Annotated in this window: 8 protein-coding genes and 1 pseudogene; 6 read left to right on the top strand and 3 right to left on the bottom strand. The window is 44.0% G+C overall.

All coding sequences use genetic code 11. From position 1 onward, the window contains the following. Positions 1-105: 105 nt before the first annotated feature. Together AC4MCC_RS08810 and AC4MCC_RS08805 are read right to left on the bottom strand one after the other, a co-directional pair. A complete protein-coding gene (locus tag AC4MCC_RS08810; RefSeq protein WP_125279311.1) occupies positions 106-1,347 on the bottom strand; it encodes an MFS transporter in 1,242 nt (413 codons plus the stop codon). A 57-nt stretch (positions 1,348-1,404) separates the two neighbouring features. After that, a complete protein-coding gene (locus AC4MCC_RS08805) occupies positions 1,405-2,559 on the bottom strand; it encodes an acyl-CoA dehydrogenase family protein (protein WP_166135179.1) in 1,155 nt (384 codons plus the stop codon). Positions 2,560-2,866: 307 nt separating this feature from the next. Here AC4MCC_RS08805 and AC4MCC_RS08800 point away from each other — a divergent pair, with 307 nt between their 5' ends. The 5 genes from AC4MCC_RS08800 (at position 2,867) to AC4MCC_RS08780 (ending at position 8,597) form a co-directional block, all read left to right on the top strand. Beyond that, positions 2,867-3,646: an enoyl-CoA hydratase gene (locus AC4MCC_RS08800; protein ID WP_180013092.1), complete on the top strand. Its 780-nt coding sequence runs from the start codon at positions 2,867-2,869 to the stop codon at positions 3,644-3,646. A gap of 3 nt (positions 3,647-3,649) precedes the next feature. After that, positions 3,650-5,167: a 3-hydroxyacyl-CoA dehydrogenase gene (locus AC4MCC_RS08795; protein ID WP_491885148.1), complete on the top strand. Its 1,518-nt coding sequence runs from the start codon at positions 3,650-3,652 to the stop codon at positions 5,165-5,167. Positions 5,168-5,179: 12 nt separating this feature from the next. Then, on the top strand, positions 5,180-6,382 hold the full coding sequence (locus AC4MCC_RS08790) for a 3-oxoadipyl-CoA thiolase (protein WP_491885147.1): 1,203 nt from the start codon (positions 5,180-5,182) through the stop codon (positions 6,380-6,382). Positions 6,383-6,397: 15 nt separating this feature from the next. Continuing rightward, positions 6,398-7,615 (top strand): CaiB/BaiF CoA transferase family protein, encoded by a 1,218-nt coding sequence (locus tag AC4MCC_RS08785; protein WP_491885146.1) that lies wholly within the window; start codon positions 6,398-6,400, stop codon positions 7,613-7,615. Between the two features lie 130 nt (positions 7,616-7,745). Next, on the top strand, positions 7,746-8,597 hold the full coding sequence (locus AC4MCC_RS08780) for an IclR family transcriptional regulator (protein ID WP_262737656.1): 852 nt from the start codon (positions 7,746-7,748) through the stop codon (positions 8,595-8,597). Between the two features lie 376 nt (positions 8,598-8,973). Here the strand turns inward: AC4MCC_RS08780 and AC4MCC_RS08775 are convergent. Beyond that, positions 8,974-9,905, bottom strand: a pseudogene (locus AC4MCC_RS08775) (IS5-like element IS17 family transposase). Between the two features lie 411 nt (positions 9,906-10,316). Here AC4MCC_RS08775 and AC4MCC_RS08770 point away from each other — a divergent pair. Then, positions 10,317-22,004, top strand: a complete 11,688-nt coding sequence (locus AC4MCC_RS08770; RefSeq protein WP_491885145.1) for a BapA/Bap/LapF family prefix-like domain-containing protein — start codon at positions 10,317-10,319, stop codon at positions 22,002-22,004. Positions 22,005-22,022: the final 18 nt, after the last annotated feature.

The following is a 22,022-nucleotide window of genomic DNA, read 5'->3' as shown; positions in this document are numbered from 1 at the left end:
TCCTGTTTCGCTTAGCGGTATTTTATCACAGTGAAAAAGTTTTTAAATAGAAAGTTGGGAATTGATTATGAAAAAAGCCTCCTAGGAGGCTTTTTCTAAAACGGATTAAGATTTTTGAGGATCGTAGAGTTTTTCTTTGATGAACAGAGCAGGGAGCAAACCACAGATAAAGTATGCAGCACCCATGACTAGGAAGCCTAGACCGATCGAACCGCCAGTTGCCAGATAACCAATGGTTGCCGGAGCAATTGCAGCGCCCAGACGACCGACGTTATATGCACCACCAATTGCTGTACCACGTACATTGGTTGGGAAGCTTTCAGTCATATATGTTGCATTCACACCATATGGAATACCATATAGGAAACCGAAGATCACCAATAAGTACAGGATATTGTCTGGTGAGTTATAGAATACGATCAGTGGCAGGAAGATCGCAGTACCAATTGCACCGAAGGCATAAGTAAAACGACGTCCGAATTTATCTGCCATTAAGCCTGCAAGGATTTTACCGAGGATCATCGCAGTATACGTACCCACCATGTAGGCAGTCATTTCCTTGAACTTCATACCCAGTTCACTTTCAAGGTATGTCGGCATCCAGTTGTTGACGCCATAATAACCAAACTGAAGGAAACCAGCAGTCAAAGCCCATAAGATAAACATGTTACGGTTTTTCTTATCCTGGAAAATCAGCTTCCAGGTCGACTCAGCAGGTTTGTCAGTCACTTCAACTTTCTTGAAGCGGTTTTCTTGCCATGCCGCTGGTTCTGGTACCAGAATGTGCATCAAAATAGCCAAGGCAATTGGAATCGCAGCTACATAGAACAGCATGCGCCAGCCGTGATCTGGAATTAACCAGCCCGCAAGCAAAGTCGCAACGATATAGCCAACTGTCCAGCCAGCCTGTAATGTTCCTAAAACAGTTGTACGATATTTAGTTGGCACGTACTCAGCCATTAAAGTATTCGATGCAATATACAAAGAACCTAAGCCAAGAGAAGCGAAGAAACGTAATGCACCAAATTGAGCAAAGCTTTGGGTAAAACCAAGACCACAAGTCAATGCCGAAAATAAAAGGATTGAGACAACGACGGTACGTACACGACCGAATTTATCACAAGCCCACCCTCCGAATATACCTCCAACTGCCATACCTGCAAGGGTAAAGCTTCCGAGCATCCCAGCTTCGACAGAGGTTAGACCAAATTCAGCTTTAATACTGTTTAAGCTGTAGGAAAGCAGCATTAAATCCGCACCATCGACCAGCAGGGCGAGGAATGCAAAAATAAATGCGATTTTCCAGGTATTTGGGCCAATTTTTGAAATTGTATTCGTTATAGCCATCATCCATTACCTATAAAAAAGGCCTGATCGCAAGGAGAGTTGATCAGGCCAAACTTGTTACTGAGTCGCCTCGCGAATCATATTGCGAGCAATAATGACTTGCTGGATCTGCGTGGTTCCTTCATAAAGACGGAATAAACGCACATCGCGGTAGAAGCGCTCAATTGCATATTCACTGATGTAGCCCGCGCCACCATGGATTTGCACACCACGGTCAGCGACACGGCCACACATTTCTGTTGCAAACATTTTTGCGCATGATGCTTCAGTACTTACATTCTGGCCGGCATCACGACGACGCGCTGCATCAAGCACCATGCATTTCGCTGCATAAATTTCAGCTTTAGAATCTGCCAGCATGCCCTGGATCAGCTGGAAGTTGGCAATCGCCTGACCGAACTGCTTACGTTCAACGGCATATTGCAATGAATCTTCCAGCATACGGGTTGCAGCACCCACGCTCAGTGCAGCAATGTGGATACGGCCTTTATCCAGAACCTTCATCGCAGTTTTAAAGCCAACGCCTTCTACACCGCCAATCAAAGCTGATGCAGGGATACGGCAGTTTTCAAAGATCACGTCACAGGTATGTGCGCCTTTCTGGCCCATTTTCTTGTCACGTTTACCCAGTGAAATACCTGGCAATTTACTGTCAACGATGAACGCTGAAATAGCTGCAGCACCTTTTAATTCAGGATTGGTACGTGCCATTACTGTGAATACACCCGCATGTGGCGCATTGGTAATGAAACGCTTGGTACCATTCAGAATGTACTCATCACCATCTTTTACAGCAGTAGTTTTAAGCGACGCTGCATCAGAACCAGAATCCGGTTCAGTCAGACAGAACGAGCCAATAATTTCACCGCTAGCCAGTTTTGGTAGGAAGTGCTGTTTTTGCTCTTCAGTACCATCGATGATCAGGCCAGATGCGCCGATACCGTTATTCGTACCAATCAATGAGCGGAAAGCCGGGGAAGTACGGCCCAGTTCAAAAGCGATATAGACTTCTTCTTCCATGGTCAGGCCAAGACCGTCATATTCTTCAGGAATGGTTAAACCAAATAAGCCCAACTCTTTCATTTGTTGCACGATTTCTGCAGGAATTTCATCCGTTTCTGCAACAATTTCTTCATTTGGGATTAATACGCCTTCTACAAACTGGCGAATCATATCTACCAACTGGTCTAAGGTTTCCTGATCACGAATCATGTCCTAACTCCGTATCTAGGATTTCGTTCTGTCCACATCTTGTCCAATGTGAATAAAAACTCATCACTAAGCTAAATTTATGCGGATACTAATTAAAATTAAAACAAGGATCAATATATACGAAAGTATATTTCGCTGTGCGATATTTATGTTTTGCTTTAGAATTAGATTTAAATAATTGATTTAATGTAATTAGTGCTATTTTTAAGGCGTTATAAAATATTTTTTGTTCAAATTTGAATAGTTTACTTTGAACAAAATTTATGTATATTGTTAATTAAATACCGCTGTGCGAAATGAGAAGATTATGGAAAGCACTGAAATTTTAAAATTGACTGTACAGGAAGATGGCGTCGCGATTGTTCAAATCCATCGCCCGGAAGCACGTAATGCCTTGAACCTGGAATTACGTCAGCAACTCTCTGAAGCATTTCAATACCTTTCAAAATTAGATGCTGTAAAAGCGATTGTTTTGACCGGCGGTGAAAAAGTATTTGCTGCGGGTGCAGACATTAAAGATTTCACCACTGCAACTACAGCCCAAATGTATTTACGCCATACTGAACAATATTGGCAAAGCATTACTGATTGTCCGAAACCGATTATTGCAGCAGTCAATGGCTATGCACTCGGTGGTGGCTGTGAACTGGCCATGCATGCGGACATCATCATTGCCGGTGAAAGTGCCAAATTTGGTCAGCCTGAAGTGAAACTGGGCTTGATGCCGGGTGCAGGTGGGACACAACGTTTACTGCGCGCGATTGGTAAATATCAAACCATGCTTTGGGTATTGACCGGTAAATTGGTGAAAGCTGCTGAGGCTGAGCGTATGGGCTTGGTTTCTGAAGTCGTGGAAGATGAAAACACCATTACCCATGCGATTGAGATTGCTCAAACGATTGCGTCTTTCTCTCCAATCGCGGTTCAGCAAATTAAAGAAGTGACCAATCTTGGCCAAGATCAATCTTTACAAGGTGCTTTGGCATTGGAACGTAAAGCTTTCCAGATTTTATTTGATACCAAAGATCAGAAAGAAGGCGTGAATGCGTTCTTTGAAAAACGTCCTGCACAATACACTGGAGAATAAGACATGACCATTCAATCTATGGCGCTCATTGGTACTGGTGTAATGGGCATGGGCATTGCGCAAATCGCAGCCCAGGCGGGTCTGGAAGTGCGCTTATTCGATGCCAAAGCAGGTGCAGCAGAAGCAGGTTTGGCTAAACTTAGAAGCACGCTTGAAAAGCTGCAGGCCAAAGGTAAATTTACTGAAGAAGTTCTGAATGCAACTCTGGTACGTTTCAAAATCCTGAATAGTATTGAAGAAGTGGCTGGTGTTGATCTGGTGGTTGAAGCCATTATTGAAAATCTGGACATCAAGCAAAGCCTGTTTAAACAACTGGAAGGTATCGTATCTCCAGAAACCATTCTGGCAACAAATACCTCATCATTATCAGTGACTGCGATTGCATCCAATCTTGAGCATCAAGGTCGCATGGCTGGATTCCATTTCTTTAATCCAGTGCCATTGATGAAAATCGTCGAAGTGATTGCAGGTCTAGCAACAGATGAACAAGTGGTTGCAGATCTACTCGAACTGGCACAGCGTATGGGTCACTTTGGGGTACGTACCAAAGATACGCCTGGGTTTATTGTTAACCACGCCGGCCGTGCTTATGGCACAGAAGCCCTGAAAATTCTAGGTGAAGGTGTTACTTCCGTTTCAGAAATCGACCGGATTCTGCGTGAAGGCGCTGGCTTCCGTATGGGGCCACTGGAATTGTTTGACCTGACTGCACTAGATGTTTCTCATCCGGTGATGGAATCGATTTTTAATCAGTATTATCAGGAAGATCGTTACCGTCCAAGTGCTTTAACCCGTCAAATGTTGGCAGGTAAAAAAGTTGGTCGTAAAGTCGGTGAGGGTTTCTATAAGTATCAGGATGGTCAAAAGACCAATGAAGCTCCGGCTCAGATTGCACCTGAAGTGACTGAATTTAGTCCAGTCTGGATCAAAGCAGATCTTGAACAGGATGCCAGTATCTTGCGTGACTATATCCGTGAGCAGGGTCTGCTTATCGATAGTGCTGAAACTCCAGCTGCTGACAGTCTGATTCTATTGGCCACATATGGTGAAGACACCACCACAGCTGCATTACGTTTTGATGTTGATGCGACTCGTGCAATCAGCATTGATATGCTGACTGATTTTGCCAAGCACCGTACCATCATGCCATCAATTGCAACTCAAAAAGCCTATATTGACCAGGCACATGCATTGTTTGCTAAAAATGGTCATGGCGTATCGGTAATTGCTGAAAGTATTGGCTTTGTCGCACAGCGCGTATTGGCAATGGTCGTGAATCTGGCTTGTGATATTGCCCAGCAGCAAATCGCAACCGCAGCCGATATCGATAAAGCGGTGAAACTCGGTCTGGGCTATCCGCATGGTCCAATTTCATGGGGTGATGTCTTAGGTGCAGAACGTATTCTGCTGATTCTGGAACGTATCCTGGCGAATACCGGTGACCAGCGTTACCGTCCAAGCCCATGGGTACAACGCCGTGCCCGTTTAAAACTTTCTCTTCTTCACACTGCTGCAGTTTAAGGAATCAAACTCATGTTAAATGCATATATTTATGATGGATTACGTACACCATTTGGCCGTCATGCAGGTAGCCTGGCAAAGGTTCGTCCAGATGATTTAGCTGCACATGTGATTAAGGCATTGGTTGCAAAACATAATCTGCCTGCTGATATTTTTGATGATGTGATTCTGGGGAATACTAACCAGGCCGGTGAAGACAGCCGTAATATTGCACGTCATGCAACGTTATTGGCGGGTCTAGATGTGAAAACGCCAGCACAAACTGTGAACCGTCTATGTGCTTCTGGTCTGGCAGCAGTCATTGATGCAGCGCGTGCGATTACTTGTAATGAAGGGGATATCTTCCTAGCAGGTGGTGTCGAGTCGATGTCTCGTGCACCCTTTGTTTTTGCAAAATCAGAAACACCGTTTAGTCGTGACTTTAAAGTATTTGATTCAACCATTGGTGCGCGTTTCCCGAACCCAATCATTGAAAAACAGTTTGGCAATGACACCATGCCACAAACTGGTGATAACGTTGCGGTGGAATATGGCGTTACGCGTGAAGATGCAGACCAGTTTGCTGCAGCATCACAAGCCAAATATGAGGCTGCTAAACAGGCAGGTTTCTTCGCTGGTGAGATTGTTGGTGTCGAAGTACCCCAAGGCCGTAAATTGCCAGCAAAACTAGTGGATCAAGACGAACATCCACGTCCATCTTCTAACCTGGAAGCTCTGCAAAAATTACGTCCACTGTTTGAAGGTGGTGTAGTGACTGCAGGCAATGCTTCAGGTGTGAATGATGGTGCAGCAGCGTTAATCATTGGTTCGGAAGCTGCTCAGGAAAAACTGGGTATCCAGCCAATGGCAAAAATCATTGCTTCTGCTGCTGCGGGTATTGAACCACGTATTATGGGTGCAGGCCCGGTTGATGCGATCAAACTGGCACTCAAACGTGCCAACTTGACGTTGGATGACATGGATATCATTGAAATCAATGAAGCCTTTGCATCTCAGGTATTGGCTTGCCTGAAAGGTCTAAATGTCGCATTTGATGATGCTCGCGTTAACCCGAATGGCGGTGCGATTGCAGTCGGTCATCCACTCGGTGCTTCAGGTGCTCGTTTAGTGCTCAGTACTGCTCGTGAATTGCAGCGCAGCGGCAAAAAATATGCTGTGATTAGTCTGTGTATTGGTGTCGGCCAAGGTTTGGCACTGGTCATTGAACGCGTATAAACAAAGGAAAAACACATGGGTGCATTAGAGGGTATTCGCGTACTGGATTTAAGTCGCGTACTTGCAGGTCCTTGGTGTGGTCAAATCCTCGCGGATTTAGGCGCTGAAGTGATTAAAGTTGAACGTCCTAAAACGGGTGATGATACCCGTATGTGGGGACCACCTTGGATGAAGAATGACCAGGGTGAAAATACACGTGAAGCGGCGTATTACCAGTCAGCCAACCGTAATAAAATGTCGGTTGCCATTGATATTTCAACGCCTGAAGGTCAGGAACTGGTCAAAGCATTGGCGGCTGATTCAGATGTAGTCATTGAAAACTATAAAGCGGGTTCTTTGAAGAAATACGGTCTGGATTATGAAAGCTTGAGTGCAATCAATCCTAAACTAGTGTATTGCTCAATTACCGGTTTTGGCCAAACTGGCCCTCGTGCACCTGAACCAGGTTATGACTTTATCATCCAGGGGATGGGCGGTTTAATGTCCGTAACCGGTGAGAAAGATGACCTACCGGGCGGTGGACCACAAAAAGTTGGCGTGGCCTTTGCGGACTTAACCACGGGTTTATACTCGACCATTGCCATTCAGGCGGCTTTGTTAAACCGCCATGTGACTGGTCTCGGTCAGCATATTGATATGGCATTGCTAGATGTACAAGTGGCGTTACTCGCAAACCAGGGTATGAATTACCTGGCTTCGGGAAAAATCCCGGGTCGTTATGGTAATGCACATGCCAATATTGTCCCTTACCAAGTATTCCGTGCTGCGGATCAGGATTTCATCATCGCCTGTGGTAATGACAAACAGTTTATAGCCTTGAGCGCTGCAATTGGTTTGCCAGATTTACCGCAAGATCCACGTTTTGTGACCAATGCACTGCGTATTCAGCATCGTGCAGAAATCACAGAGCTATTGGCAAAACATTTCTTGACCAATACTGCGAAGCATTGGGTGCAAGCAATTCATGCAGTGAAAGTTCCGGTAGGCCTGATCAATAATCTAGAACAGGCTTTCCAGGAACCACAAGTGCAAGCGCGTAACATGCTGGTTGAAATACCACATCCGTTAAAAGAAAAATTAACCGTGATTGGTTCACCAATTAAATTATCGCGTACACCGGTTGAATACCGTAAGGCACCGCCAATGTTGGGCGAACATACGAATGAGATTCTTTCACGTGTCGTGGATGAGGAAAAACTGGAGGCCTTAAAAGCTCAAGGTATTGTTGGTTAATCAAAAAGAAAACCCATAAGTCCAATAAAGAAGCAACTTAATCAAAGTTGCTTCTTTGCTATATACAAGATAATTATTTATAATTTCGCAATGCGAAACACTTATTATGAAATTGAAGGACGGTGAAGACATGTCTGATGATGTACCTGAAACCGATCAGTCGGAAGAAAAATTAATTGCACCTTTGCGTCATGAGTTATTGCATCCGATCGAAGATATGCAGGATGAAAATGACCGTCAATTTATTACAGCTTTAGCACGTGGTCTGGAGTTACTGCGCTGCTTTAGTCCAAAACATCAGCATTTGGGAAATCAGGAACTGTCACAAATGACAGGTTTGCCTAAACCGACAATTACCCGTTTAACCCATACCTTGTCACGTTTAGGATATTTAAAGCAGGTTCCAAATTCGAGCAAGTTTCAGCTCTCAGTCGGCGTACTGTCTTTTGGTTATTCGATGCTGTCGAATTTATCCTTGCGATCGGTTGCTCATCCATTAATGAAAAATCTGGCGGACTATGCTGAAGCTGCTGTGGCGATGGCGACCCGTGATCGTCTGAATATGATTTATCTGGATGTGGTACAGGGCAAAGGCAATGTCACCATGCGTCGTCAGGTAGGAACCCATTTGCCGATTCATTTAAGTTCAATGGGGCGTGCTTGTCTGGCTGCAATGCCAGAAGATGAGCGTGATTTTCTGCTTGATGCGATTCGTCGTAAACATGCTGAAGAATGGCCACAGATCCAAAAAGATCTGGAGAAGTCATTTCGAGACTATCAAGAGCATGGTTTCTGCTTTTCAATCGGTGAATGGCATAAGGATGTGAATTCGGTTGCAGTTCCTTTTGTCCATGAACAGCATGGTCTACTGGTGTTTAACTGCGGCGGTCCAAGTTTCCTCCTCAATGAAGAAAAAATCAAAAATGATATTGCACCACGTTTATTACATATGGTGAACAATATTAGAAATGAATTGGGTTAGAATCTTATAATTGGATATTACTGATTTTTTATTTAAGAGCAGGTTTTTGAATTAAATACCTGCTCTTAATTTTTTATAGAATATAGTGATTTTATTTTCGAGTTGAATAAATACTTAATATTAATTTTTAGTGATCGGATTTTATAAATATAGAAATAAAGTATACCAATAAAAAGTAGTTAAGAAAATATTAAATGTTAATTTAAAAATATTAAATAATTTAGGTAAGATTTGTTTTAAGTAAAGATATCATTTCGAGCGGTACTTAATATCTTTATTTTTTAATATATTAACTATTTTACAATGTGAAGTTTACATTAAAAGGGCTTTGTTGCACAAAGATTTGAAATGCAAAGCGCCCCTAATTGAGCCAAATTTAAGGCGTAATTTGGGTAAGTGGTCGACCTAATTCCGTAAATCGGTTGAGGACTGCTACACGTGCATGAATTTCATTCACCTGACTAGGAAAGCTTCTTGCCATTAATTTATCGCCTAATAATTTGATGCAATGCATCTTGGTTTCCACCAAACTGCGGCGATGATAGCCTGACCATTTTTTCCATAATGTCCTGCCTAAACGTTTAACTGTTCGAAGTAATTCATTTCGCTCTAGCGAGCTACTCTTTCTATCTTTCCATGGTTTCGCATTTTTTCTAGGTGGAATCACCGCATGTGCTTGCCGATCTGCAATGACCTGACGGCATTGCTTGGTGTCATAAGCTCCATCGGTATAAACAGAGTCAATCTGCTCATCTTGTGGAATCTGATTAAGTAAATCACCAAGCACCTGTGAATCACTGACATTATTGGTTGTGAGCTGAATAGCGCGTATTTGTAGGGTTTTGGCATCTATACCAATATGTAGTTTACGCCATTGGCGACGATATTCAGCTCCATGTTTCTTGCGTTTCCATTCGCCCTCACCTAGAAACTTCATGCCTGTAGAGTCTACAAGTAGATGCAGCCCCTCGCTACTTTTTTGGTAGCTGATTGCAATATCAATATGCTTTTGTCTTCTACAAAGCGTACTGTAATCTGGTGCGGTCCAATTTAATCCGCAAAGTTCAATCAGACTTTGCACAAAGCCAGTGACCATACGTAAAGATAGACGGAATAAGGATTTAATCATTAAGCAGCATTGGATAGCTGCGTCGGAGTAGGTTTGATTCGCCCTTGTTTGCCTTTTGATGGAGCATACCATTGCGTAGCAGGATCAAACCAAATGGCAATATTTCCGCGACTCATGAGTACTCGGTTATATGCGGGCCAATTGGTTGTGCGGTAGATTTTATGTGTAGGCTTCTTCATTTGAAAATTATATCGCTGAAAAAGCCTTTACAGATAGGTTTGTGCAACAAAGCCCATTAAAAGTCATAAAAATAAATTTTTAGAAATAAATACTTTTCCAATCTAGAAAAGTAAAAAAACATAAATTTCATAAGATTAAATATAATTTATTTGAATGTAATTTTTTAAAAAAACTAAATATTCTAACTCTATAAATTTTATTAAAATAGATAAAACAATCACTTAATTTTATTTTAGATAAAACTATCTATGAATGATTAGCTATTGTTAAAAAAGTAGTGATTAAACCAGAAATGATTATTATTATCTGTAAAATTATATTGTAAAAAAGTAGAGTAATTGCTTGAAAAATGTTTTTAATAAATCTTTAATTAATACCAACTGTTTAAGTAGGTTTTATAGGGGTTTCCTATGCAGGTTCAAGTTATTTCAAAAGCGGGCGGTAATAATCAGTTAATAAAAGAGTATTTGGAAAAAATAGAACTCAACAAAGATTCTGTAGTTCTAATAGATGTAAAAGTCGAAGATATAGAAAAAATAGAATATATAAATAACCAGGCAGTAATCACTTTGAAAAGTGGTGAAATAATAGTGGTTAATCAATTTAATCCTGAAAAGAGTTCATTAGTTTTTAGAAATGAACAGTCGGAAATGTTTTTATTTGATTTCGAAACTCTCGACTATAATCCTATCGATAAAATTGAACCATTATTATATGGCCACTTAGAAAGTGCATTTGTCAGTATTTGGCCTTGGGCAGCGGGAGCTGCAGTGATCGGTGGTTTGGCAATAGCTGCTGGTGGCTCAAGTGGTTCAAATAGCCACTATGGAAATAATAATTTATCTGAATTAGAAAAGGCGAAAGATGCACTAAAAGCTGATATTAACAAGGCCGAAATTGACTCAGCAGCATTTGACGGTCAGGCAGAAATTGATGCATTGAAAGCAGTTAATGCTGCCAAAGATGCGTTGGTTACAGCGACGAATGTGGTTGCACTTGAAGAAGCACAGGCTGCTCTTGAAGCTGCGATTGCTGGATTAACCACATCAGAAGCAGAAGAAGATGTTGCAGAAAATGCACTGGCAGGTGCAATTACTGCAGCAGAAGCAGTAGAAGGTTTAAACCCTGCGATTCAGGCTGAACTGGATCAAGCGATTGCTGCAGCAGAAGAAGTGAAGAGCAATCCGTTCTCTAACGAGGATCAGCTTGAAAAAGCGGCATTGGCACTGGATGCGGCGGTTGTTAAGGCAAAGGCAGATCAGGATGTATTAGAAAACAGTGATGAGCTGACTCAGGCGAAGGCGGATCTTGCAGGTGCGATTACAGATGCCTTGACTGATGCCGAAGACTTTGACGGTCAGGCAGAAATTGATGCATTGAAAGCGGTGAATGCTGCCAAAGATGCGTTGGTTACAGCGACGAATGTGGTTGCACTTGAAGAAGCACAGGCTGCTCTTGAAGCTGCGATTGCTGGATTAACCACATCAGAAGCAGAAGAAGATGTTGCAGAAAATGCACTGGCAGGTGCAATTACTGCAGCAGAAGCAGTAGAAGGTTTAAACCCTGCGATTCAGGCTGAACTGGATCAAGCGATTGCTGCAGCAGAAGAAGTGAAGAGCAATCCGTTCTCTAACGAGGATCAGCTTGAAAAAGCGGCATTGGCACTGGATGCGGCGGTTGCTAAGGCAAAGGCAGATCAGGATGTATTAGAAAACAGTGATGAGCTGACTCAGGCGAAGGCGGATCTTGCAGGTGCGATTACAGATGCCTTGACTGATGCCGAAGACTTTGACGGTCAGGCAGAAATTGATGCATTGAAAGCGGTGAATGCTGCCAAAGATGCGTTGGTTACAGCGACGAATGTGGTTGCACTTGAAGAAGCACAGGCTGCTCTTGAAGCTGCGATTGCTGGATTAACCACATCAGAAGCAGAAGAAGATGTTGCAGAAAATGCACTGGCAGGTGCAATTACTGCAGCAGAAGCAGTAGAAGGTTTAAACCCTGCGATTCAGGCTGAACTGGATCAAGCGATTGCTGCAGCAGAAGAAGTGAAGAGCAATCCGTTCTCTAACGAGGATCAGCTTGAAAAAGCGGCATTGGCACTGGATGCGGCGGTTGCCAAGGCAAAGGCAGATCAGGATGTATTAGAAAACAGTGATGAGCTGACTCAGGCGAAGGCGGATCTTGCAGGTGCGATTACAGATGCCTTGACTGATGCCGAAGACTTTGACGGTCAGGCAGAAATTGATGCATTGAAAGCGGTGAATGCTGCCAAAGATGCGTTGGTTACAGCGACGAATGTGGTTGCACTTGAAGAAGCACAGGCTGCTCTTGAAGCTGCGATTGCTGGATTAACCACATCAGAAGCAGAAGAAGATGTTGCAGAAAATGCACTGGCAGGTGCAATTACTGCAGCAGAAGCAGTAGAAGGTTTAAACCCTGCGATTCAGGCTGAACTGGATCAAGCGATTGCTGCAGCAGAAGAAGTGAAGAGCAATCCGTTCTCTAACGAGGATCAGCTTGAAAAAGCGGCATTGGCACTGGATGCGGCGGTTGTTAAGGCAAAGGCAGATCAGGATGTATTAGAAAACAGTGATGAGCTGACTCAGGCGAAGGCGGATCTTGCAGGTGCGATTACAGATGCCTTGACTGATGCCGAAGACTTTGACGGTCAGGCAGAAATTGATGCATTGAAAGCGGTGAATGCTGCCAAAGATGCGTTGGTTACAGCGACGAATGTGGTTGCACTTGAAGAAGCACAGGCTGCTCTTGAAGCTGCGATTGCTGGATTAACCACATCAGAAGCAGAAGAAGATGTTGCAGAAAATGCACTGGCAGGTGCAATTACTGCAGCAGAAGCAGTAGAAGGTTTAAACCCTGCGATTCAGGCTGAACTGGATCAAGCGATTGCTGCAGCAGAAGAAGTGAAGAGCAATCCGTTCTCTAACGAGGATCAGCTTGAAAAAGCGGCATTGGCACTGGATGCGGCGGTTGTTAAGGCAAAGGCAGATCAGGATGTATTAGAAAACAGTGATGAGCTGACTCAGGCGAAGGCGGATCTTGCAGGTGCGATTACAGATGCCTTGACTGATGCCGAAGACTTTGACGGTCAGGCAGAAATTGATGCATTGAAAGCGGTGAATGCTGCCAAAGATGCGTTGGTTACAGCGACGAATGTGGTTGCACTTGAAGAAGCACAGGCTGCTCTTGAAGCTGCGATTGCTGGATTAACCACATCAGAAGCAGAAGAAGATGTTGCAGAAAATGCACTGGCAGGTGCAATTACTGCAGCAGAAGCAGTAGAAGGTTTAAACCCTGCGATTCAGGCTGAACTGGATCAAGCGATTGCTGCAGCAGAAGAAGTGAAGAGCAATCCGTTCTCTAACGAGGATCAGCTTGAAAAAGCGGCATTGGCACTGGATGCGGCGGTTGTTAAGGCAAAGGCAGATCAGGATGTATTAGAAAACAGTGATGAGCTGACTCAGGCGAAGGCGGATCTTGCAGGTGCGATTACAGATGCCTTGACTGATGCCGAAGACTTTGACGGTCAGGCAGAAATTGATGCATTGAAAGCGGTGAATGCTGCCAAAGATGCGTTGGTTACAGCGACGAATGTGGTTGCACTTGAAGAAGCACAGGCTGCTCTTGAAGCTGCGATTGCTGGATTAACCACATCAGAAGCAGAAGAAGATGTTGCAGAAAATGCACTGGCAGGTGCAATTACTGCAGCAGAAGCAGTAGAAGGTTTAAACCCTGCGATTCAGGCTGAACTGGATCAAGCGATTGCTGCAGCAGAAGAAGTGAAGAGCAATCCGTTCTCTAACGAGGATCAGCTTGAAAAAGCGGCATTGGCACTGGATGCGGCGGTTGTTAAGGCAAAGGCAGATCAGGATGTATTAGAAAACAGTGATGAGCTGACTCAGGCGAAGGCGGATCTTGCAGGTGCGATTACAGATGCCTTGACTGATGCCGAAGACTTTGACGGTCAGGCAGAAATTGATGCATTGAAAGCGGTGAATGCTGCCAAAGATGCGTTGGTTACAGCGACGAATGTGGTTGCACTTGAAGAAGCACAGGCTGCTCTTGAAGCTGCGATTGCTGGATTAACCACATCAGAAGCAGAAGAAGATGTTGCAGAAAATGCACTGGCAGGTGCAATTACTGCAGCAGAAGCAGTAGAAGGTTTAAACCCTGCGATTCAGGCTGAACTGGATCAAGCGATTGCTGCAGCAGAAGAAGTGAAGAGCAATCCGTTCTCTAACGAGGATCAGCTTGAAAAAGCGGCATTGGCACTGGATGCGGCGGTTGCCAAGGCAAAGGCAGATCAGGATGTATTAGAAAACAGTGATGAGCTGACTCAGGCGAAGGCGGATCTTGCAGGTGCGATTACAGATGCCTTGACTGATGCCGAAGACTTTGACGGTCAGGCAGAAATTGATGCATTGAAAGCGGTGAATGCTGCCAAAGATGCGTTGGTTACAGCGACGAATGTGGTTGCACTTGAAGAAGCACAGGCTGCTCTTGAAGCTGCGATTGCTGGATTAACCACATCAGAAGCAGAAGAAGATGTTGCAGAAAATGCACTGGCAGGTGCAATTACTGCAGCAGAAGCAGTAGAAGGTTTAAACCCTGCGATTCAGGCTGAACTGGATCAAGCGATTGCTGCAGCAGAAGAAGTGAAGAGCAATCCGTTCTCTAACGAGGATCAGCTTGAAAAAGCGGCATTGGCACTGGATGCGGCGGTTGTTAAGGCAAAGGCAGATCAGGATGTATTAGAAAACAGTGATGAGCTGACTCAGGCGAAGGCGGATCTTGCAGGTGCGATTACAGATGCCTTGACTGATGCCGAAGACTTTGACGGTCAGGCAGAAATTGATGCATTGAAAGCGGTGAATGCTGCCAAAGATGCGTTGGTTACAGCGACGAATGTGGTTGCACTTGAAGAAGCACAGGCTGCTCTTGAAGCTGCGATTGCTGGATTAACCACATCAGAAGCAGAAGAAGATGTTGCAGAAAATGCACTGGCAGGTGCAATTACTGCAGCAGAAGCAGTAGAAGGTTTAAACCCTGCGATTCAGGCTGAACTGGATCAAGCGATTGCTGCAGCAGAAGAAGTGAAGAGCAATCCGTTCTCTAACGAGGATCAGCTTGAAAAAGCGGCATTGGCACTGGATGCGGCGGTTGCCAAGGCAAAGGCAGATCAGGATGTATTAGAAAACAGTGATGAGCTGACTCAGGCGAAGGCGGATCTTGCAGGTGCGATTACAGATGCCTTGACTGATGCCGAAGACTTTGACGGTCAGGCAGAAATTGATGCATTGAAAGCGGTGAATGCTGCCAAAGATGCGTTGGTTACAGCGACGAATGTGGTTGCACTTGAAGAAGCACAGGCTGCTCTTGAAGCTGCGATTGCTGGATTAACCACATCAGAAGCAGAAGAAGATGTTGCAGAAAATGCACTGGCAGGTGCAATTACTGCAGCAGAAGCAGTAGAAGGTTTAAACCCTGCGATTCAGGCTGAACTGGATCAAGCGATTGCTGCAGCAGAAGAAGTGAAGAGCAATCCGTTCTCTAACGAGGATCAGCTTGAAAAAGCGGCATTGGCACTGGATGCGGCGGTTGTTAAGGCAAAGGCAGATCAGGATGTATTAGAAAACAGTGATGAGCTGACTCAGGCGAAGGCGGATCTTGCAGGTGCGATTACAGATGCCTTGACTGATGCCGAAGACTTTGACGGTCAGGCAGAAATTGATGCATTGAAAGCGGTGAATGCTGCCAAAGATGCGTTGGTTACAGCGACGAATGTGGTTGCACTTGAAGAAGCACAGGCTGCTCTTGAAGCTGCGATTGCTGGATTAACCACATCAGAAGCAGAAGAAGATGTTGCAGAAAATGCACTGGCAGGTGCAATTACTGCAGCAGAAGCAGTAGAAGGTTTAAACCCTGCGATTCAGGCTGAACTGGATCAAGCGATTGCTGCAGCAGAAGAAGTGAAGAGCAATCCGTTCTCTAACGAGGATCAGCTTGAAAAAGCGGCATTGGCACTGGATGCGGCGGTTGCCAAGGCAAAGGCAGATCAGGATGTATTAGAAAACAGTGATGAGCTGACTCAGGCGAAGGCGGATCTTGCAGGTGCGATTACAGATGCCTTGACTGATGCCGAAGACTTTGACGGTCAGGCAGAAATTGATGCATTGAAAGCGGTGAATGCTGCCAAAGATGCGTTGGTTACAGCGACGAATGTGGTTGCACTTGAAGAAGCACAGGCTGCTCTTGAAGCTGCGATTGCTGGATTAACCACATCAGAAGCAGAAGAAGATGTTGCAGAAAATGCACTGGCAGGTGCAATTACTGCAGCAGAAGCAGTAGAAGGTTTAAACCCTGCGATTCAGGCTGAACTGGATCAAGCGATTGCTGCAGCAGAAGAAGTGAAGAGCAATCCGTTCTCTAACGAGGATCAGCTTGAAAAAGCGGCATTGGCACTGGATGCGGCGGTTGTTAAGGCAAAGGCAGATCAGGATGTATTAGAAAACAGTGATGAGCTGACTCAGGCGAAGGCGGATCTTGCAGGTGCGATTACAGATGCCTTGACTGATGCCGAAGACTTTGACGGTCAGGCAGAAATTGATGCATTGAAAGCGGTGAATGCTGCCAAAGATGCGTTGGTTACAGCGACGAATGTGGTTGCACTTGAAGAAGCACAGGCTGCTCTTGAAGCTGCGATTGCTGGATTAACCACATCAGAAGCAGAAGAAGATGTTGCAGAAAATGCACTGGCAGGTGCAATTACTGCAGCAGAAGCAGTAGAAGGTTTAAACCCTGCGATTCAGGCTGAACTGGATCAAGCGATTGCTGCAGCAGAAGAAGTGAAGAGCAATCCGTTCTCTAACGAGGATCAGCTTGAAAAAGCGGCATTGGCACTGGATGCGGCGGTTGCCAAGGCAAAGGCAGATCAGGATGTATTAGAAAACAGTGATGAGCTGACTCAGGCGAAGGCGGATCTTGCAGGTGCGATTACAGATGCCTTGACTGATGCCGAAGACTTTGACGGTCAGGCAGAAATTGATGCATTGAAAGCGGTGAATGCTGCCAAAGATGCGTTGGTTACAGCGACGAATGTGGTTGCACTTGAAGAAGCACAGGCTGCTCTTGAAGCTGCGATTGCTGGATTAACCACATCAGAAGCAGAAGAAGATGTTGCAGAAAATGCACTGGCAGGTGCAATTACTGCAGCAGAAGCAGTAGAAGGTTTAAACCCTGCGATTCAGGCTGAACTGGATCAAGCGATTGCTGCAGCAGAAGAAGTGAAGAGCAATCCGTTCTCTAACGAGGATCAGCTTGAAAAAGCGGCATTGGCACTGGATGCGGCGGTTGTTAAGGCAAAGGCAGATCAGGATGTATTAGAAAACAGTGATGAGCTGACTCAGGCGAAGGCGGATCTTGCAGGTGCGATTACAGATGCCTTGACTGATGCCGAAGACTTTGACGGTCAGGCAGAAATTGATGCATTGAAAGCGGTGAATGCTGCCAAAGATGCGTTGGTTACAGCGACGAATGTGGTTGCACTTGAAGAAGCACAGGCTGCTCTTGAAGCTGCGATTGCTGGATTAACCACATCAGAAGCAGAAGAAGATGTTGCAGAAAATGCACTGGCAGGTGCAATTACTGCAGCAGAAGCAGTAGAAGGTTTAAACCCTGCGATTCAGGCTGAACTGGATCAAGCGATTGCTGCAGCAGAAGAAGTGAAGAGCAATCCGTTCTCTAACGAGGATCAGCTTGAAAAAGCGGCATTGGCACTGGATGCGGCGGTTGCCAAGGCAAAGGCAGATCAGGATGTATTAGAAAACAGTGATGAGCTGACTCAGGCGAAGGCGGATCTTGCAGGTGCGATTACAGATGCCTTGACTGATGCCGAAGACTTTGACGGTCAGGCAGAAATTGATGCATTGAAAGCGGTGAATGCTGCCAAAGATGCGTTGGTTACAGCGACGAATGTGGTTGCACTTGAAGAAGCACAGGCTGCTCTTGAAGCTGCGATTGCTGGATTAACCACATCAGAAGCAGAAGAAGATGTTGCAGAAAATGCACTGGCAGGTGCAATTACTGCAGCAGAAGCAGTAGAAGGTTTAAACCCTGCGATTCAGGCTGAACTGGATCAAGCGATTGCTGCAGCAGAAGAAGTGAAGAGCAATCCGTTCTCTAACGAGGATCAGCTTGAAAAAGCGGCATTGGCACTGGATGCGGCGGTTGCTAAGGCAAAGGCAGATCAGGATGTATTAGAAAACAGTGATGAGCTGACTCAGGCGAAGGCGGATCTTGCAGGTGCGATTACAGATGCCTTGACTGATGCCGAAGACTTTGACGGTCAGGCAGAAATTGATGCATTGAAAGCGGTGAATGCTGCCAAAGATGCGTTGGTTACAGCGACGAATGTGGTTGCACTTGAAGAAGCACAGGCTGCTCTTGAAGCTGCGATTGCTGGATTAACCACATCAGAAGCAGAAGAAGATGTTGCAGAAAATGCACTGGCAGGTGCAATTACTGCAGCAGAAGCAGTAGAAGGTTTAAACCCTGCGATTCAGGCTGAACTGGATCAAGCGATTGCTGCAGCAGAAGAAGTGAAGAGCAATCCGTTCTCTAACGAGGATCAGCTTGAAAAAGCGGCATTGGCACTGGATGCGGCGGTTGTTAAGGCAAAGGCAGATCAGGATGTATTAGAAAACAGTGATGAGCTGACTCAGGCGAAGGCGGATCTTGCAGGTGCGATTACAGATGCCTTGACTGATGCCGAAGACTTTGACGGTCAGGCAGAAATTGATGCATTGAAAGCGGTGAATGCTGCCAAAGATGCGTTGGTTACAGCGACGAATGTGGTTGCACTTGAAGAAGCACAGGCTGCTCTTGAAGCTGCGATTGCTGGATTAACCACATCAGAAGCAGAAGAAGATGTTGCAGAAAATGCACTGGCAGGTGCAATTACTGCAGCAGAAGCAGTAGAAGGTTTAAACCCTGCGATTCAGGCTGAACTGGATCAAGCGATTGCTGCAGCAGAAGAAGTGAAGAGCAATCCGTTCTCTAACGAGGATCAGCTTGAAAAAGCGGCATTGGCACTGGATGCGGCGGTTGCTAAGGCAAAGGCAGATCAGGATGTATTAGAAAACAGTGATGAGCTGACTCAGGCGAAGGCGGATCTTGCAGGTGCGATTACAGATGCCTTGACTGATGCCGAAGACTTTGACGGTCAGGCAGAAATTGATGCATTGAAAGCGGTGAATGCTGCCAAAGATGCGTTGGTTACAGCGACGAATGTGGTTGCACTTGAAGAAGCACAGGCTGCTCTTGAAGCTGCGATTGCTGGATTAACCACATCAGAAGCAGAAGAAGATGTTGCAGAAAATGCACTGGCAGGTGCAATTACTGCAGCAGAAGCAGTAGAAGGTTTAAACCCTGCGATTCAGGCTGAACTGGATCAAGCGATTGCTGCAGCAGAAGAAGTGAAGAGCAATCCGTTCTCTAACGAGGATCAGCTTGAAAAAGCGGCATTGGCACTGGATGCGGCGGTTGTTAAGGCAAAGGCAGATCAGGATGTATTAGAAAACAGTGATGAGCTGACTCAGGCGAAGGCGGATCTTGCAGGTGCGATTACAGATGCCTTGACTGATGCCGAAGACTTTGACGGTCAGGCAGAAATTGATGCATTGAAAGCGGTGAATGCTGCCAAAGATGCGTTGGTTACAGCGACGAATGTGGTTGCACTTGAAGAAGCACAGGCTGCTCTTGAAGCTGCGATTGCTGGATTAACCACATCAGAAGCAGAAGAAGATGTTGCAGAAAATGCACTGGCAGGTGCAATTACTGCAGCAGAAGCAGTAGAAGGTTTAAACCCTGCGATTCAGGCTGAGCTGGATCAAGCGATTGCTGCAGCAGAAGAAGTGAAGAACAATCCGTTCTCTAACCAAACCCAGCTTGAAAGTGCAGAATTGGCACTGGAAGCTGCTGTTGCTAAGGCACAGGCAGATCAAATAGCTTTGGACGGTAATGATGCAAGTATTTCGACTTTTGCTACAATTGTGATTAATGCTGAAGCTAAATCAAATAGTTACAAACAATCAGGTGTGGTGGTTAATGAACTTCAAGATATTGGTGGTAATGTAGTAGGGCTTGGGGCCGGTAATGTCATTAGTGCTGATGTTATCCAGGGGAGTGCAGGTATTAGTTTCTATGTTGAAGCAAACCAGGAATTATCATTCGATTATGTTGCGAAATTAAACGGTGTTGCTTCTGGAACAAAAATTAATGTCATGCTTCTACGTGAAGAATCAGTGAATGGTCAGACCATCTGGACTTCTGAAACTATAGGTTCTGGAACTGCAGGATCATTCTTGTTTATTCCAATCAATAATTTGAATCTTCATGTAAGTGATTTGCCTGCTGGTAAATATAAACTTATTGCAACAACTAGTGAGGGATTAAATCTACTTTCGGGTTTAACAGCGACTATGAGTAACTTCAAAGTTAAAGATTATAATGATTCGTCATCTTTAGTTCTGAATTCTTATAGTCAGCAGGGTAATATTTTTGATCAGGCTAGTGTAGATGTTACAACATCACTTACACAGATTAGAGTCAACACAGAGTCTGGTGTTAATATGGTTGATTTTTCAGGACAACCAACTTTAACAATTGATACAGATTATGGTGTACTAACAATCGATACTTCTGGTAATTATGTTTATACACCTAACGCTAGCCTTACTAATATCGGTAAATCTGACTCTTTTGATTTAATTTACGAAATAGATGGTATAAAAAAATCAATTAGTTTAAATATAGGAATTCAAAGTCCAAATATGGAAACTGATTTTACTGATGATTCAATATTGAGTGGTTTTAATGCTCAAAATGATGATGCAGTAGTCAATATGATTTTAAACCAAGTCGTAGATCAATTGAATTGGTCTGAAATTGATTTAAAGATTACATCTGAACCAGGCTTTTTAGAGAATAATTCTAGTTCAAATGATGGGAAAACCTATAGTTTTTATAGAGTTTCAAACTCTGAAACTTTAACATTTACTTTAATGGGTAAGGATAAGTTATTTACTTTCTATGCTGAATCGACCTCAACAATCAGTAAAGAATGGACGTTAGTGAAAGATGGAGTGCCAGTTAAAACTGGTCAAAATTTAAAAAATGGGGATAGTCTCTACTTGGAAGGACTATCAGAAGGAAATTATAGCCTAATTCTTTCTTCTACTTCTGGTTCATCGACTGGTCTAAAAGATATGGCAATCTTGAGTACTGATTTGTATAACTATGAAGTAGACGCTAGTAGAAATGAAATGATAGAAGGTAATATTTTAAGTAATGATTCATATAACCACAGTTTTTACAAGCTATATGTTTTAACCGACTCAGGAACAACTCCTTATCAGCAAGTTACATCCATTATGGGCGCAAATGATGGTTTTGTTGTTAATGGTGAATATGGCCGCTTAACGCTTTGGAGTAATGGACATTATAAATATGAGCTTTATGATGACAATGCGAGTAATGTTTTAGGGAATATTGATACATTTAATTATCGAATTGAATCTTTAAATGGTGATATCCGAGAAGCTGTATTAGATATAAAAATATCTTCATATCAAAGTATTTCTGATCAGGATAGCTATTCAGATATCTTAATAAGTGGTTCAACTAGCTCTGAGATTATTATTGGTAATGAATTCAATAATATTGTTGAAGGAAATGGTGGTAATGACTTGTTAATTTATTCTGTTATAGATGGTGCTTCAAATAACGGTGGTAATGGCCACGATGTCTGGACTGACTTTAATTATAATGTCTCTGCTTCTGATGGAGTTGATGCAATTAATATCTCAGAATTACTTGTTGGGTTTGACAAAGGTGCTAGTGATATTAAAGAGTTTGTATCTGTGAGTTATGATGATGCTAAGAAAGAAGCAGTAATTTCAATCGATCGTGATGGTACATCTGGTGAAACTTATCAGAGTGTGAAGTTACTAACTCTAACAAACCAAACTCAAGCAGTAACACTGGATGAGTTGTTAAATAATCAACAAATTATTTTCTAACCCAAATTTAGAAAGTTG

It is taken from the genome of Acinetobacter sp. CAU_H_56 (genome assembly GCF_058599425.1).
Note: the sequence above shows the minus strand (reverse complement) of the source record. Positions and strands in the feature narration are given on the sequence as shown.

What these genes read in the sequence shown, in the direction of transcription:
- AC4MCC_RS08810 (WP_125279311.1), bottom strand. Translation starts at nt 1,347, where the DNA reads ATGGCTATAACGAATACAATTTCAAAAATTGGCCCAAATACCTGGAAA.
- AC4MCC_RS08805 (WP_166135179.1), bottom strand. Translation starts at nt 2,559, where the DNA reads ATGATTCGTGATCAGGAAACCTTAGACCAGTTGGTAGATATGATTCGC.
- AC4MCC_RS08800 (WP_180013092.1), top strand. Translation starts at nt 2,867, where the DNA reads ATGGAAAGCACTGAAATTTTAAAATTGACTGTACAGGAAGATGGCGTC.
- AC4MCC_RS08795 (WP_491885148.1), top strand. Translation starts at nt 3,650, where the DNA reads ATGACCATTCAATCTATGGCGCTCATTGGTACTGGTGTAATGGGCATG.
- AC4MCC_RS08790 (WP_491885147.1), top strand. Translation starts at nt 5,180, where the DNA reads ATGTTAAATGCATATATTTATGATGGATTACGTACACCATTTGGCCGT.
- AC4MCC_RS08785 (WP_491885146.1), top strand. Translation starts at nt 6,398, where the DNA reads ATGGGTGCATTAGAGGGTATTCGCGTACTGGATTTAAGTCGCGTACTT.
- AC4MCC_RS08780 (WP_262737656.1), top strand. Translation starts at nt 7,746, where the DNA reads ATGTCTGATGATGTACCTGAAACCGATCAGTCGGAAGAAAAATTAATT.
- AC4MCC_RS08770 (WP_491885145.1), top strand. Translation starts at nt 10,317, where the DNA reads ATGCAGGTTCAAGTTATTTCAAAAGCGGGCGGTAATAATCAGTTAATA.